The organism is Haloarchaeobius sp. FL176, from assembly GCF_024609245.1.
In the GTDB taxonomy this organism is placed as follows: domain Archaea; phylum Halobacteriota; class Halobacteria; order Halobacteriales; family Natrialbaceae; genus Haloarchaeobius.
The window spans coordinates 115,059-128,826 of sequence record NZ_JANJYH010000005.1 but is presented as its reverse complement, the minus strand read 5'-3'; the positions used below and the strand labels follow the sequence as shown (position 1 = coordinate 128,826).

Annotated in this window: 15 protein-coding genes, 1 tRNA gene and 1 pseudogene; 10 read left to right on the top strand and 7 right to left on the bottom strand. The window is 69.2% G+C overall.

The genetic code is table 11. From position 1 onward, the window contains the following. The first annotated feature begins 18 nt into the window (after positions 1 to 18). The 3 genes from NO978_RS11240 to azf all read left to right on the top strand — a co-directional run bounded on the left by NO978_RS11240 (position 19) and on the right by azf (position 2,068). Entirely contained in the window at positions 19 to 861 is an 843-nt protein-coding gene (locus NO978_RS11240) for a ZIP family metal transporter (protein ID WP_257299682.1), read from the top strand. An 88-nt stretch (positions 862 to 949) separates the two neighbouring features. Continuing rightward, positions 950 to 1,261 (top strand): hypothetical protein, encoded by a 312-nt coding sequence (locus NO978_RS11235; protein WP_257299681.1) that lies wholly within the window; start codon positions 950 to 952, stop codon positions 1,259 to 1,261. A 54-nt stretch (positions 1,262 to 1,315) separates the two neighbouring features. Then, positions 1,316 to 2,068 carry an NAD-dependent glucose-6-phosphate dehydrogenase Azf gene (gene azf / locus NO978_RS11230; protein ID WP_257299680.1) on the top strand — a complete coding sequence of 251 codons (753 nt, stop codon included), beginning with the start codon at positions 1,316 to 1,318 and terminating at the stop codon, positions 2,066 to 2,068. 15 nt (positions 2,069 to 2,083) lie between these two features. Here azf and NO978_RS11225 read toward each other — a convergent pair whose 3' ends face one another. Continuing rightward, positions 2,084 to 2,497 carry a thioesterase family protein gene (locus NO978_RS11225; RefSeq protein WP_257299679.1) on the bottom strand — a complete coding sequence of 138 codons (414 nt, stop codon included), beginning with the start codon at positions 2,495 to 2,497 and terminating at the stop codon, positions 2,084 to 2,086. Between the two features lie 46 nt (positions 2,498 to 2,543). Continuing rightward, positions 2,544 to 3,821 (bottom strand): MFS transporter, encoded by a 1,278-nt coding sequence (locus NO978_RS11220; protein WP_257299678.1) that lies wholly within the window; start codon positions 3,819 to 3,821, stop codon positions 2,544 to 2,546. Positions 3,822 to 3,955: 134 nt separating this feature from the next. On the opposite strand from NO978_RS11220, the gene NO978_RS11215 reads away from it, so the two are divergent. Then, positions 3,956 to 4,621 carry an HD domain-containing protein gene (locus NO978_RS11215; RefSeq protein WP_257299677.1) on the top strand — a complete coding sequence of 222 codons (666 nt, stop codon included), beginning with the start codon at positions 3,956 to 3,958 and terminating at the stop codon, positions 4,619 to 4,621. Between the two features lie 73 nt (positions 4,622 to 4,694). Continuing rightward, positions 4,695 to 5,600: a diacylglycerol kinase family protein gene (locus tag NO978_RS11210; RefSeq protein WP_257299676.1), complete on the top strand. Its 906-nt coding sequence runs from the start codon at positions 4,695 to 4,697 to the stop codon at positions 5,598 to 5,600. A 6-nt stretch (positions 5,601 to 5,606) separates the two neighbouring features. Here NO978_RS11210 and NO978_RS11205 read toward each other — a convergent pair whose 3' ends face one another. Next, entirely contained in the window at positions 5,607 to 6,224 is a 618-nt protein-coding gene (locus tag NO978_RS11205) for a DUF309 domain-containing protein (RefSeq protein WP_257299675.1), read from the bottom strand. 250 nt (positions 6,225 to 6,474) lie between these two features. Between NO978_RS11205 and NO978_RS11200 the strand changes: the two are divergent. After that, positions 6,475 to 6,630: pseudogene (locus tag NO978_RS11200) on the top strand (NAD(P)-dependent alcohol dehydrogenase); the annotation flags it as partial. 86 nt (positions 6,631 to 6,716) lie between these two features. Here the strand turns inward: NO978_RS11200 and NO978_RS11195 are convergent. Next, the gene (locus NO978_RS11195) at positions 6,717 to 7,391 is read right to left on the bottom strand and encodes a CPBP family intramembrane glutamic endopeptidase (protein ID WP_257299674.1); all 675 of its coding nucleotides are present in this window, start codon (positions 7,389 to 7,391) and stop codon (positions 6,717 to 6,719) included. Between the two features lie 254 nt (positions 7,392 to 7,645). Continuing rightward, positions 7,646 to 7,718, bottom strand: a tRNA-Arg gene (locus tag NO978_RS11190). A 157-nt stretch (positions 7,719 to 7,875) separates the two neighbouring features. Here NO978_RS11190 and NO978_RS11185 point away from each other — a divergent pair. Both NO978_RS11185 and NO978_RS11180 read left to right on the top strand, forming a co-directional pair. Next, positions 7,876 to 8,529 (top strand): hypothetical protein, encoded by a 654-nt coding sequence (locus tag NO978_RS11185; RefSeq protein WP_257299673.1) that lies wholly within the window; start codon positions 7,876 to 7,878, stop codon positions 8,527 to 8,529. Between the two features lie 154 nt (positions 8,530 to 8,683). Beyond that, a complete protein-coding gene (locus NO978_RS11180) occupies positions 8,684 to 10,138 on the top strand; it encodes a single-stranded DNA binding protein (protein WP_257299672.1) in 1,455 nt (484 codons plus the stop codon). Positions 10,139 to 10,297: 159 nt separating this feature from the next. On the opposite strand, the gene NO978_RS11175 is transcribed toward NO978_RS11180, so the two are convergent. Further along, positions 10,298 to 10,678, bottom strand: coding sequence for a truncated hemoglobin (locus tag NO978_RS11175; RefSeq protein ID WP_257299671.1), 381 nt, complete (start codon positions 10,676 to 10,678; stop codon positions 10,298 to 10,300). Between the two features lie 169 nt (positions 10,679 to 10,847). On the opposite strand from NO978_RS11175, the gene NO978_RS11170 reads away from it, so the two are divergent. After that, a complete protein-coding gene (locus NO978_RS11170; RefSeq protein ID WP_257299670.1) occupies positions 10,848 to 11,279 on the top strand; it encodes a histone in 432 nt (143 codons plus the stop codon). A gap of 1 nt (position 11,280) precedes the next feature. Next, positions 11,281 to 12,288, top strand: coding sequence for a histone deacetylase (locus NO978_RS11165; RefSeq protein ID WP_257299669.1), 1,008 nt, complete (start codon positions 11,281 to 11,283; stop codon positions 12,286 to 12,288). 30 nt (positions 12,289 to 12,318) lie between these two features. Here NO978_RS11165 and cca read toward each other — a convergent pair whose 3' ends face one another. After that, on the bottom strand, positions 12,319 to 13,686 hold the full coding sequence (gene cca, locus NO978_RS11160) for a CCA tRNA nucleotidyltransferase (protein WP_257299668.1): 1,368 nt from the start codon (positions 13,684 to 13,686) through the stop codon (positions 12,319 to 12,321). Between the last annotated feature and the right edge of the window lie 82 nt (positions 13,687 to 13,768).

Sequence of the window (13,768 nt, the reverse complement as noted above, 5' to 3'; positions counted from 1 at the left end):
GCACGGAGGCTGGGTGGCGTGAGCCTCGGATCCCAGTTCGTCGACCTGTTCGGGACGAACGCGCTGGTCTGGGGACTTGTCGGCGGGCTCGTCATCGCCGGCATGAACCTCTTCGGCGCGTGTCTGGTGTTCGTCTGGTCCGACCCCTCGGAGCGAGAGCTCGACGGGCTGCTCGGATTCGCGGCGGGCGTGATGCTGTCGGCGAGCTACACGAGCCTCATCCTGCCCGGTATCGAGCTCGCAGGGGGGAGCCTCGTTCCGGTCGTCGTCGGGTTCGGGCTCGGCGTGCTCCTGCTGGACCAGGCGGACGAGTGGGTGCCCCACGTCCACGTGTTCGTCACGGGACGGACCCGTGACGAGGGGCGTGGCGACGACGCACGGGTCGCCTCGGTCCTGCTGTTCATCGTCGCCATCACGCTGCACAACATGCCGGAGGGACTGGCCGTCGGGGTCGGCCTCGGGTCGGCGGCGCTGGACCCGACCGCGACCGTCGACGGGCAGTCGGCGCTGGGCAACGCCATCTCGCTGATGCTCGCCATCGGCATCCAGAACATCCCCGAGGGCTTCGCGGTGTCGGTCGCCGCGATCAACGCCGGGCTCGGCAAGCGATTCTACGCCGCGTTCGCGGGCATCCGGGCGGGGCTGGTGGAGGTTCCGCTCGCCCTGTTCGGGGCGCTCGCTGTGAGCGTCGCCGCGCCCATCCTCCCGTACGCGATGGGCTTCGCCGCGGGCGGGATGCTGTTCGTCATCAGCGACGAGATCGTCCCCGAGACCCACGCCCGCGGGAACGAGCGCGTCGCCACCCTCGGGACGATGGTCGGCGTGCTCGTGATGCTCTCGCTCGACGTCGCGCTCGGGTGACCCCGCCCCGAGCGGTGTGAACGGCTCAGTTGCCATCGGTACACACACGCAAGAGAGGCTTTTACCCCTGGAAACACTTGATCCGTGTATGACCAACCCCCGTGTCGACGCACCCGGCGACGGCACACGCACACGTCGCAAGGCCACGCTGTTCTGCGTGTCCTGCGACCACGAGAACCCGGTCGACGGCGACTGGGTGCGTGCCGACCGCGCCGGGGGCACCGCCCTCGTCTGTCCCGACTGCGAGCACACCCTCACCGTCCGCCGCGCCTACGGTGACGCCGACGACGCCGGCGACCGCGACGCCATCGCGACCCTCGCCGCCGCGCCTGCCCGCCTCATCAGTGACTACGCCGCAGCAGTCGAGCGCGCCGCGAGCGTCTGGACCACCGGCGACTGAGCCGCCGGCCCAAACCACATCCTACTTACTGCCACCCATCGTTCCTCCGACCGAATGGACGACCCCGTCCTGCTCACCGGCGCGTCCGGCCACGTCGGCACCGCCATCCTCGACGAGCTGGCCGACGACTACGAGTGGCGGTGCATCGACCGCGACCCGCCGACCGACCCCGACGCGTTCCCCGGCGAGTTCGTCGTCGCCGACGTGACCGACGAGGACGCCATCCGCGATGCCGTCGAGGGCTGTGGCGCGGTCGTCCACCTCGCGGGCGACCCACGGAAGACCGCGCCCTGGGACAGCGTCCTCGCCAACAACATCGACGGCACGCAGAACGTGCTCTCCGCGGCGGTCGACGCCGGCGTCGAACGCGTCGTCTTCGCCTCCTCGAACCACACGGTCAAGCACTACGAGACAGAGCGCAAGCCGGACCTCTACCGTTCCCACGACGACTTCCGGCTGGACGGGAGCGAGCTGCCGCGACCGGGCAACCTCTACGGCGTCTCCAAGGCCAGCGGCGAACTCCTCGGCCGCTACTACCACGACGAACACGACCTCTCGTTCGTCGCGGTCCGTATCGGCAACCTCACCAGAGATCACCCGCCGAAGGACTACGAGCGCGGGCAGGCGATGTGGCTCTCCTACCGGGACTGTGCGCACCTGTTCGACTGCTGTCTCACGGCGGACTACGACTACGAGATCGTCTACGGTATCTCCGACAACGACCGGAAGTACTACTCGCTGGAGAACGCGAAAGAGGTGCTGGGATACGAGCCGCTCGATAACTCGGCGGACTGGGCCGACGACTGACGGGCGGTTCCGTCCTCAGTCGCCGTCGATTCCCTCGAAGGCCCGGACCTTCTCGACCCACGACTCGGGGAGCGCGGCCGGCGTGCCGGATTCGTCGAGTGCGACGTGGACGACCTCGCCCTCGGCGGCGAGCGCGTCGTCGGCGTGGACCTCGAACGCCATCGTGAGGCTCGACGAGCCAATCTCGGTGACCCGGTAGCGGACGGTGACCGACGCACCGTGGGTGATGGGGGCGCGGTAGTCGATGTCCTGGCCAGCGACCGCCCCGTCGACCTCGGTGAAGTCGGTGTCCAGCACGTCCCGGAAGTAGCGGATGCGGGCCTCTTCGACGTACTGGAGGACGACGCTGTTGTGGACCTGCCCCATCGGGTCGAGGTCGCGGAACCGGACGGTGACAGTCGTCTCGTACGTGTCGGCAGTGCCTGCCATGGCTCACGATGTGCGGGCGTCGTGAAATTCGTGCTGCTTGACGCAATCAGCCGGCGCGCCGGTGGAGCCACGCGGCACAGACGAGCGCGACGAGGCCGCTCGCGGCGGCGATGCCGAACGCCACGCGGTAGCCGAACAGCGTGTAGACGCGACTGCCAGCCACCGTCTCCCCCGTCCAGAAGATGTCGAGCGACGCGCCCATGACCCCGGGCAGGACCGCCGCGCCGAGGAAGCTCATCCCGTTTATCGTGCCCGTCGCGGTGCCGGACCGCGCAGCAGTGTGGCGCTCCTTGATGACGGTGTACGAGAGCGTGAACCCGCCGAGCAGGAACATCACGGTGAAGAACACGAGTCCGACGTACCAGAGCGGCGGCGTCCCGAGGACGACGATGCTCGTGTACGCGAGGAAGTAGACGACTGCGGCGACGAGGATGATACCGGTCCGCTCGTCCAGCCGGTCCGAGAGCCAGCCGAGGATGGGCGAGCCGAACAGCAGGCCGGCGTTGCCGACGAGCGTGTACACCGACGCGGTCTCGACGGACACGTCGTAGGCCTGTACGATGTAGGGCACCCCCCACAGGCCCATGACGGTGAAGTTGATTCCCGCGGCGAAGAAGAGCATCCAGCCCATGATCCAGGTGTCGCGCCTGTCGAACACCGTCTTGACACCGGCGAACACCTCCGAGAGAGACTGCTCGGTGGAGTCGGGCGTCCCCTCGACCGGGGTCAGCCCGGCCTCGGTCGGCGTGTCCCGCACCAGGAGGAACACGGCCCCGGTGAGCACGAATCCCACCAGTCCGATGCCCAGCAGACCGTCGCGCCAGCCGGCAGCGCCGACGAGGACGGCCAGCGGCGTCGCCGCGAGCAGGCCGCCGACCGCGGACGCCGAGAGCGTCAGGCCCGTCACGGTCGCGAACTCGTCGGTCCGGAACCAGTTCGCGCAGTACCGGAGGGTGGCGATGTAGATGACACCGCCGCCGAGCCCGATGAGCACCCGGGCGAGGAACCCCGCGAGGTACGTGCCGCTGACCGAGAACCAGACGACGCCCAGGCCCATCACGGCCGAGCCGACCGTCGCGACGCGACGCGTCCCCCACCGGTCGGCGAGGATGCCCGCGAACAGCTGCATGGGGGCGTAGACGTAGAAGAACGCCGAGTGCAGCAGGCCGAGCTCCGCGCCGGTGGTGTCGAACACCCGACTGAGCGTGTCCGCGAGGACCGCCGTCGAGACGCGGTGGAAGTTGACGAGGACGAACGCGCCGGCGAGCGCCGCCCAGCCGACCCACCGACGTCTGGTCGTGTCGCGCCAGATGCTACGGGCCATGCTAGCGAGTGCTCCGACCACCTCGCGGACCATAAACATCCGGGCGCTGGCAAGGACAGCGAGTCCCGGCCGGAATCGAGCGGGCGACTCCACAACGCCTATGCCGACACCGGGGCGACCTCCAGCCTCCTCCAATGACGACCGACCTCGGACCCCTCGCACGAGAGCTCTCGCTCCCGTACTACGACGCAGCGCTCCCCGCACACGACCGCTTCCACGCGAGACGCGTCCGCGACGTGGCGCTCCGGCTGGCCGACGAATCCGACCACGAAATCGACCGGGACGTGCTCGCCGCGGCGGCGTGGCTCCACGACATCGGTCGCCCGTTGGAACGCACCGGTGACATCGACGACCACGACGCGTGGGGCGCGACCGAGGCCGTCGACCTGCTCGCATCTGAGGGCGTGCCGACAGCGACTGTCGACGCCGTCGAGCACTGCATCCGAGCGCACAGCATCCGGGCCAGCTCACCCGAGCCGGCGACCGACGAGGCCAAACTGCTGTTCGACGCGGACAAGCTGGACGCCGCCGGCGCGCGAGGTATCGTCCGGCTGGCGTGCATCGTCGGCGAGCGGTCGGGCCGGAACGGTGAGCCACACGCCGTCATCGACGACGCGTCGGGGTCGGAGACGGCCTCCGCGGACAGCCCCGACATCTCGCTCCTCCGGCACTGGACGCGGGAGCGACTGGATGCCCTCTACACCGACCCCGGCCGCCGACTGGGGGCGGAGCGCTGGGGCTTCGTGCAGGAGTTCTTCGAGCGGTTCGAGCGCGAGGCGGGCGTCGACGGGACGCGCTGATTGCCGGCGGTCGGCACCGCGCGGAAGCCGACGACCGCCCGTGCTTAAATAGCAGGCGGCCGTCCGTCCCGGTATGCAGGTCGGGTCCAGGCGTGCCATCCTGAATCCCGTCAGCGGTGGCGGCGGACACGCGGACTACGCGCGACGGCTGCTCGAAGCCCGCGGCTTCGCGGTCCACGAGACCGACGGGCCGGAGGACGCCGTGGAGCTCGCGCTGGAGGCCGGCCGCGACGGCGTCTCCGAGCTGGCGGTCGTCGGCGGTGACGGGACGGTGAACGAGGTGCTCCGCGGGCTGACAGCGGCGGACCACCTCGGCGACGTGACGCTCTCGGTCGTTCCCGCGGGGACGGCGAACATCCTGGCGAGACAGATCGGCGTCGCCGGCATCGAGCAGGGCGTCGAGACCGCGGACACGGGCGACGTGCGGACCATCGACGTGGGGATGGCGGACGGCCAGCCGTTCGTCGTCTCCTGTATCGCGGGTTTCCCGGCCGAGGCGAGCGTCGCGGCGTCGAGCGACCTGAAGGCACGCTTCGGCACGCTCGCGTTCCTCGTCACCGGTGCGCAGGAGGCGCTGGAGTTCGAGCCGCTGAACATCGACGTGGAGGTGACGACCGACGACGGCGACGAGCGCTGGTCCGGCGAGGCGCTCTGCGTGCTCGTCGGCAACGCCCGGAAGTTCGTCGAGCAGGGCGGGCAGGCCGACCTCGAGGACGGCCTGTTCGACGTGGCGGTCGTCGAGCAGATGCCGACGAGCAACCTCGTCGCCGAGGCGGTCCAGCACCGGCTGCTCGGCTCCGGGAGCGAGAACGTCACGCACTTCCAGGCCGACAGGGTGGCCGTCAGCGACACCGACGGCGAACCCATCACCTTCAGCCGCGACGGCGAGCTGAGCGAGCACGAACACCTCGCGCTCGACGTGTCGGCGGGGGCGCTCGACTTCCGTGTGGGGGCCGACTACACGCCGACCCCCGAGTAGCGCCGGTCAGTCGAACAGCCCCTCCACGTCGCGCTCGCGGTGCCGCCGCTGCTCGACGTGACCGCCGAGCCGCTGGTGGATGATCCCTCGATTGGCGGGGTCGGTGGCGAAGTCCCGCACGAGGTGGACGAACCGGCTGTTCTGCTTCCCACTTTCGAGGTCCTCGTGTGCGTAGGCGACCCCGCGGTCGATGGTCGTCTCGTCGTAGCCCTCGCGCTCGGCGTAGACCCCCGCGGCGACCGCCGCACTCTCGAACGCCAGGTCCGCGAGCAGGAGGTACTCGCCCTCGTGGGTCAGCCGCGGCGCGCCGCGCCGGTACAGCGCCTCGGGGTCCCGTGCGACCTCGGCGAGGATGCGCCGCACGCGCGCCACGTCGACGCCGCGGTATTCGTCGGGAAGCCCGGCGAGGTACTGGCCGGCGCTCTCTGCCAGCCCCACACAGCCCGTCCAGTTGTGGCCGTAGCCGTGGTGGACCGCGGCGGTGAACTGGATGAGCCCGTGGAGCAGCTGCTCGTCGTCGGTGCCCGACTCGAGGTCGAGCCAGTGGTCCTCCCACGCGTCGTGGGCGTCGTGGAAGTCGCCCGCGTTGAAGACGGTGATGCCCGCCCGGAGGTGCTCGCGCATTCGGCCCAGCCTACGGCGTCTGGGCGGAAACCAGTTTCCGGTCCGTCCCACCGGGTGTCTTGTTACTCGATACCACGGCATCCGGTAGCTCGCGCGTGCACGCTGCACGGCTTACGGGTACACGGACGAGATGAGCGAGGCGCTCTCCCTCGACGAGGTCGAGCGTCCGACGGTGTCGCGGGCGAACCAGGTTGTCGTCGAGGTCGAGGGTACGGGCTGGTGCTAGCCAGCCTCCGAGGGTCGCAGCGCCGGCCGCTACGCCGAACTGCGGGAACCCGTCGCCCTCGTCGAGCGCGGCGACGTCGAACTCCGGACCGAGCGCAACGACCTCGACGAGATCAACGCCGTCGCGGAACGCCTCGAACACGGCGAAATCGAGGGGCGTGCGGTCATCGTCCCGCCGTGAGGCCACGGTCGGGGGACTGTCCGTGGAGAGCGGCCAACGTGGACAGCAGGCGAGACGCCTAGCTGTCCACTTCGTGCACCTGCCCGTTAGCCGTAGAACTGCCCGAGTGTCGCGAATACCCACACGAGGACGTGTGCGCCGACCACGGGGACCAGTGTTCGTCGGTGGAGGTAGACCACAGTGAGCACTGCGGCAACCAGTGAGGTCTGGAGCAGGCTTCCGAGCGGCCAGTTCATCGCGTGGGCCGCGGTGAACACGAGCCACGTCGCCCCACCGGCGACGAGCGAACTGTCCGTGTACGCGAGCAGTCGCTCGATCGGGTACCCCCTGAAGAGGACCTCCTCGACCACTCCGATAGTCACGGACTGAAAGAGCGCGAGGCCGATTCCGACACCAGCACCTACCGCGGTCGTGCCCTCACTCACCGGCAATCCTAGCGTCTCGATCAGCGGTGGTGTGGTGGTGTATACGAGGAGGATACCGATAGACGTCGCGAAGAGGTAGCCGAAGTCGACGCGGGTTGGACGCCGAAACCCGAGGTCGGCTACCGACAATGCTTCGCCCCTCACTGCGATGCCGACGACGAGAAGCGCCAGTGCCCAGTAGACGCCGATGGTCGTCGTCGTCTGAACATCCGTGCTGGTCACTTCCAGGAGGACGACGAAGAGCGGTAATCCGAGGAGTGCCAGAGCGAGGTTTCCGGCTGTCAGCGGTGGCACGCGGGTGAGGGCCGAGGGCGGATGGTCCATCTCTCCGGCCATATCTGTTCTTTGTGAACATGCACCATCTTTTAAATTCGGATATGTTCAACGGCTCCTTGGGCTACTGGTGGACCAATCATCGCTGTGCTCGCCGTCGAGGGAAGTTCCGGACGGAGTCCCCGCGAGCAGTGGCGCGGTTCGGAACGAGCGCAGCGAGTGAGAACCGCGTTGCGAACGGCGAAGCCGTGAGCGAAGCGAGCGGGGGCGCGTCCGGACGTGACGTAGTGACTGAACGCAGTGAAGGAACGAAGGAACGTCCGGACGGAGATTTGAACTCCGGTCCCTGGCTCCGCAAGCCAAGAGGATAGTCCACTACCCTACCCGGACTCAACTACACCTTCCGCGGAGAAGGATAAGAGGGTTACGATGTGGTGGGGCCGCGCCGTGTGCGGGCATCTGGCACGACGTTCGAACCGGCGAGCAAGCTGAAAGGAGATTTTCACCGTGGGAAAGGGATTTGAAATTAGGGTGCGTCTGGACAGGTATGAAGCGACGAGAGCTACTCACCAAAGCGGGTACAGCGGCGGCTATCGGGTCGATAGCGGGCTGTATCGGGTCCTTACAGACCGAGGACTCCCCTGGCGGCGGGGGCGAGGACACGAGCACGCCGACCGGCGAGTCCGGCGGCTCCGACGATTCCGGAAACGACGGGACGACCGACGGCGACGACTCCAGTAGCGATGGGACGACCGACGGCGACGACCCCAGCAGCGACGACTCGGGCGACGGTGACGACTCGACGAGTTCGGATGCCTCGGGGGAGGCCGAGTCGAGCAGCGCCAGCGTGCAGTCTCGGAACATCACCACGACCGACTCCGGCTGCGGGTCGGCAACCGAGGCCGCCGTGGCGTTCGACGGCGGCTCGTCGACGGTGAGCGTCGACGGCTCCATCATGGCGCCGAACCCGTGCCACGTCGCGACGGTCGAGCGCGCCGCGGTGTCCGACGGGACGCTCACGGTCGTCGTCGGTGTGGCGGCCGACGACGCCGACGCGTGCCAGCAGTGTCTCGGGCAGGTCGAGTACGAGGCGCGCTTCGCCTTCGCCGATGCGCTCCCGGGCACTGTCGAGATCCAGCACGCGAGCCAGGGAGAGACGACGACCGTCACGACCGAGTCGCGGAACGTCCAGCCGCACTGACCGGTGTACGCCCGGCCCGGAGTTCTTGTAGGAGGCCGCCGCAAGCGTCGGCCATGTACACGCGCTCACCGGCGAGAAAAACACCCCCAGGAGGCGACCTCCTCCTGCAAGGACAACGCTTAAGCAACGCCCAACCCTGCGAAATTCTAGAATTATGGGCGCGATAGAGGACGTCTACGAGGACCTCGAGGCCGACGTCTCCCTCGAGGAGTTCGAGGAGGCCGTCGAGGCCAAGGTCGAGCAGATGGGGGGACTGGCCGACGAGGAGACCGCGGCGATGCTCATCGCGCACGAGCTGCGCGACGAGGAGGTCAACGGTATCGCCGACGTGGCGCCGGGGATGGACGAGGTGAAGTTCCTCGCGAAGGTCACCGCCGTCGGCGACGTGCGGACCTTCGAGCGCGACGGCGACGACGCCGAGGACGGCCGTGTCGTCAACGTCGACGTGGCCGACGAGACCGGCTCGCTCCGGCTCGCCTTCTGGGACGAGAAGGCCGACGCCGCAGAGAACGAGCTCGAGGCCGGGCAGGTGCTCCGCGTGAAGGGCCGCCCGAAGGAGGGCTACAACGGCATCGAGGTAAACGTCGACGAGGTCGAGGTCGACGAGGACGCCGAGGTCGACGTACAGATACAGGACTCCTACCGCGTCGAGGACCTCTCGCTCGGGCTCTCGGACGTGAACACCAAGGGTCGAATCCTCGACACCGAGTCGGTCCGCACGTTCGACCGGGACGACGGCTCCGAGGGCAAGGTCGCGAACCTCACCCTGGGCGACCCGACGGGGCGCATCCGGGTGACGATGTGGGACGGGCAGGCAGACACCGTCGAGGCGCTCTCCGCGGGGACGAGCGTCGAGGTCGTCGACGGCTACGTCCGTGAGCGCGACGGCAGCCTCGAACTCCACGTCGGTGAGCGTGGCGCCATCGAGGAGCTGGACGAGGAAATCCAGTACGAGCCGGAGAGCACGGCCATCGAGGCACTTGAGATGGACGACACCGTCGACATCGCCGGAGTCGTCCGGTCGGCGGACCCGAAGCGGACGTTCGACCGGGACGACGGCTCCGAGGGGCAGGTCCGGAACGTCCGCGTCCAGGACGAGACGGGCGACATCCGCGTCGCGCTCTGGGGCGACAAGGCCGACTACGACATCGGCCCCGGTGACCGCGTCGCTTTCGCGGACGTGGAGATCCAGGACGGCTGGCAGGACGACCTCGAGGCGTCCGCTGGCTGGCGGTCGAGCGTGACCATCCTCGACGGTGCGGGAGACGCCCCCGGCGGCGACGAGGGCGACGGGGCCGACGAGCAGGCGACCGGTCTCGACGCGTTCGCGGAGGGAGAGGGCGCCGACGCGGGCGAGACGGCCGGCAGCGACGACGCAAGCGCGACCGTCGCCGACTCGGGTGGCTCGGGTGGCTCCGCGACGGCGTCGCTCCAGGGCGAGGTCGTCGAGTTCACCGGCACCGTCGTGCAGGCGGGGTCGCCCGTCATCCTCGACGACGGCGAGGAGACGATGAGCGTCGAGACGGACGCCGACGTCCACCTCGGACAGGAGGTCACGGTCCGCGGAGCGGTCTCCGAGGGTACCCTCGACGCCGACGACGTGTTCTGAACGCGGTCGCCCGCGACTGGGAACCGCGGCCGTATCGAAACCGTCGACGTGCGATGCGTCGCAGCACCTCTGCCGGATTCAGCGCGGCCACTCTACAGCAGAGGTAGAGCGACTGCTTCGGGGGTCGACCCCGAGGCGCTTCACGGAGCGACGTGGTCGCTACTGCCGCTCGTCTTCCGGTCTCGCCAGCAGGTCGTCTTCGTACGCGGCGACCGCCTGAACGACGGCGTCCGCGTCTTCCTCGGGAACGTCGAACGCGTCCAGACTCTCGTACAGCAACTCGACAGCCCGCTGGATGTGGGACGGGGTGAACGGGACGTGCAGGTGGGCCTCGCGGACGGGTTCGGCGTCGTACGTCTCCGGGCCGCCCGCCGCCTCGCACAGGAACTCCGTCTGTGTCCGCCGGAGTCGCTCCATATTCGCGGTCTCGAAGAACGGCCCCAGCTCGTCGTCCGCGAGGAGTCTGTCGTAGAAATCATCGACCACGGCGCGTATCGATTCTCTGCCCCCCAGACGTTCGTACAGCGTTCCTTCGGGCATATGTTGTACGCGCGAGTGAATCACGGATGTATGTTGTGGAAAGACGGACGTGGGTCGCTGACACGCTCCCAGTCTCGACAGCGCCGGAACCGCGGTTCCGGTCCCGGCTTCGCGGCCGATGCTGGCGTGACGGAAAACTACAAAGGGACGGGCGGACTCGGTTCAGGGTATGAGCGTTGAGCTACCGTTCGCCCCGGTGGACTCCATCATCCGACGGAACGCAGGCGACCTTCGGGTCAGCGCCGGTGCCGCAGAGGAGCTGGCGCGACGCATCCAGCTCCACGGTGCCGACCTGGCCGAGGACGCGGCCGAAGTCGCCACGGCGGACGGGCGGAAGACGCTGATGGCGAGTGATTTCGGCGTCGAGGCGACCATCGACAAGGACGAACTGGAACTGCCGGTCGCCCCGGTCGACCGCATCGCCCGTCTCGACATCGGCGACTCCTACAGGGTCGCGATGGACGCGCGGGTCGCACTCGCGGACATTCTGGAGGACTACGCGGACAACGTCGCGGCCGCCGCCGCGACGCTGGCGCGCCACGCGGACAGACGCACCATCAAGGCCGAAGACATCGAGACGTACTTCGCCCTCTTCGAATGAGATGAAATTCGGATACAGCTCCCGTTGCCTCGAGCACGACACCGGCCCACGGCACCCGGAGACGCCGGACCGCCTGCGGGCCATCCGGGAGGGGCTGAAGCGCAAGCACGGCGTCGAGTACGTCGACCCCGACGCCGCGACGGTCGAGGCTCTGGCGACGGTCCACGAGCGCGACTACATCGAGGCGGTCCGCGAGTTCTGTGCCGACGGCGGCGGCGACTGGGACCCGGACACGACCGCCGTCGAGGAGTCCTGGGACGCCATGCTGAAGAGCGCGGGGAGCGCGCAGTGGGCCGCGACGAGCGCGCTCGACGGCGAGCAGGGCAGGAACACGCCGTTCTCGCTCGGCCGGCCGCCGGGGCACCACGCCGTCTACGACGACGCGATGGGCTTCTGTTTCGTCAACAACGTCGCCGTCGCGGCCCGGACGGCCATCGACGAGCGCGACGTCGACCGCGTCGCCATCGTCGACTGGGACGTCCACCACGGCAACGGCACGCAGGACATCTTCTACGACCGCGGGGACGTGTTCTTCGCGTCGACCCACGAGGACGGCCTCTACCCCGGGACCGGTGACGTCGAGGAGACCGGCGAGGGAGCCGGTGACGGAACCACGCTGAACGTCCCGCTCCCGGCGGGCGCGGACACGAGCGACTACGCCACCGTCTTCGAGCGCGCGATCGAGCCCGCAATCGAGCGGTTCGACCCCGGACTCCTGCTCGTCAGCGCGGGCTTCGACGCCCACCGGCACGACCCTATCTCGCGGATGCGGCTCTCGACTGAGGGGTACGCCGTCCTCACCGACCAGCTCCGGGGGCTCTGCGAGCGCGTCGACGCACCTATCGCGTTCATCCTCGAGGGGGGGTACGGCCTGGACGTGCTCGCGGACGGGGTCGCGATGGTCCACGAGACGTTCGACGGACGCGACCCCATCGAGCCCGACGACGAGGTCTCGGCGGACGTCGCCGACCTGCTCGACGAGGTCCGCGCCGCACACGACCTCGACTGACTGGGCCGTCCCGGGGGCCGGCTGCCGGCCTCAGGGCCGTGGCGAGAAGTAGGCCGCCAGCTCGGTCCCGAACTCCGTCGCGAGCGCCGCGACCTCGTCACCGACCAGCACCTCGTAGTCGTCCGCCAGCGCGCGCTCGACGCCCGCCCCGAGTGCCACGTCGAACAACGCGTCGCTCCGGAGGAACGCGGCCGCGGTCGTGAATTCACGCTCCCGCTCGACCACGTACCGGTCGTCGCCGTCGACGAACGGGCCGTACGGCGGTGTCTCCGTCATCGCGGCGTACTTCTCGTAGAAGCCGGTCGCGTGCTCGCGGACGTGCACTGGCGGCCCGTCGTGGCGTTCGACGGCCGGCCGCTCCGGGACGGCGAGCTCGACGAACAGCGCCGCCGTCTCGTCTGCGAGCGCGGTTGCCCGGAACGTGTCGAAGCCGCGCCGGTCGAGCGCCTCCGTGACGCCGTCGAGCGACTTCCGGAGCTGCGGCCAGAGCTGGTCCTCGACCACGTCCGGTGGGTCGAAGCGCACTGCGACCGGTGTCGTTCCACGCGTCTCCAGATGTGCCCGCACCTCGGCGGGCGAGAGCGGTTCTGGCTCGCGTGGCTCGAACCGTTCCGGGGCCGGGTCCGCGAGCAGCGCCCGCGCGTGGTGCTGGAGCCGTGCGACGTTCGCCGGCGAGACCACGGCCGCGACGTTGCGCTCGGGGTCCGTCGGGTCGACGACGACGAGGGGGTCCTCGAACGACCGCGTGCCGTGGCTCTCAGGGTCGCGCTCGACCTGCGGGTGCCAGTCCGCCGCCGCCGTGACGAGCTCGTGGAACCCGCCGTACTCGAGCACCAGGAGTTCGACGAGATATCCGGAGAACCCCTGCGTGCGAAGGTCGCTCCCGTAGACACCGATCCCCTTGCAGAAGGCCTTCGCGACGCGCACGTCCCCCGCGAGCTCGTCGTCGAGTCGCTCGCGGAGGTAGGCGTTGTGGAACGGCGTCCGGTCGACCGCGGACCTGATCTCGGTGGCCGCGTCGACCCGGAAACAGGGCACGAGGTCGACGTCGAACCCCTCGTACTCGCCTTTCACGTACGGATGCTCGGCGTACTCCTCGTGGCCGTCCGGCAGCACTTCGCGGCCGACCTCTAACCCGTACTGCTCCAGCGTCTCCCGGTCGATGTCCGTCGGGAACCGCACGAACACGTCGATGTCCCGGTCGCCCGCCGTCCAGGTGCCACGGGCAGTGCTTCCGACCTGGACCACGTCGGCGTCCGCGACGCGCTCCGTGGCTGCTGCCGCCGCCCGCTCGACCAGCTCGTCTGCGGCCGTCCGGAGCCGCTCCCGCTCCGCCGGCGACGGGTCGACTCGCTCGCGGACCGCCGCGACCGTCGCCTCGAAGGCGTCCTCGCTCATGCTCGCGAAATACTCGGTGGGCCCGTAAACGGATGTCGATGGGATGGTGACACGGCACCCGGCCGCGGTAAAGCGAAAGTCT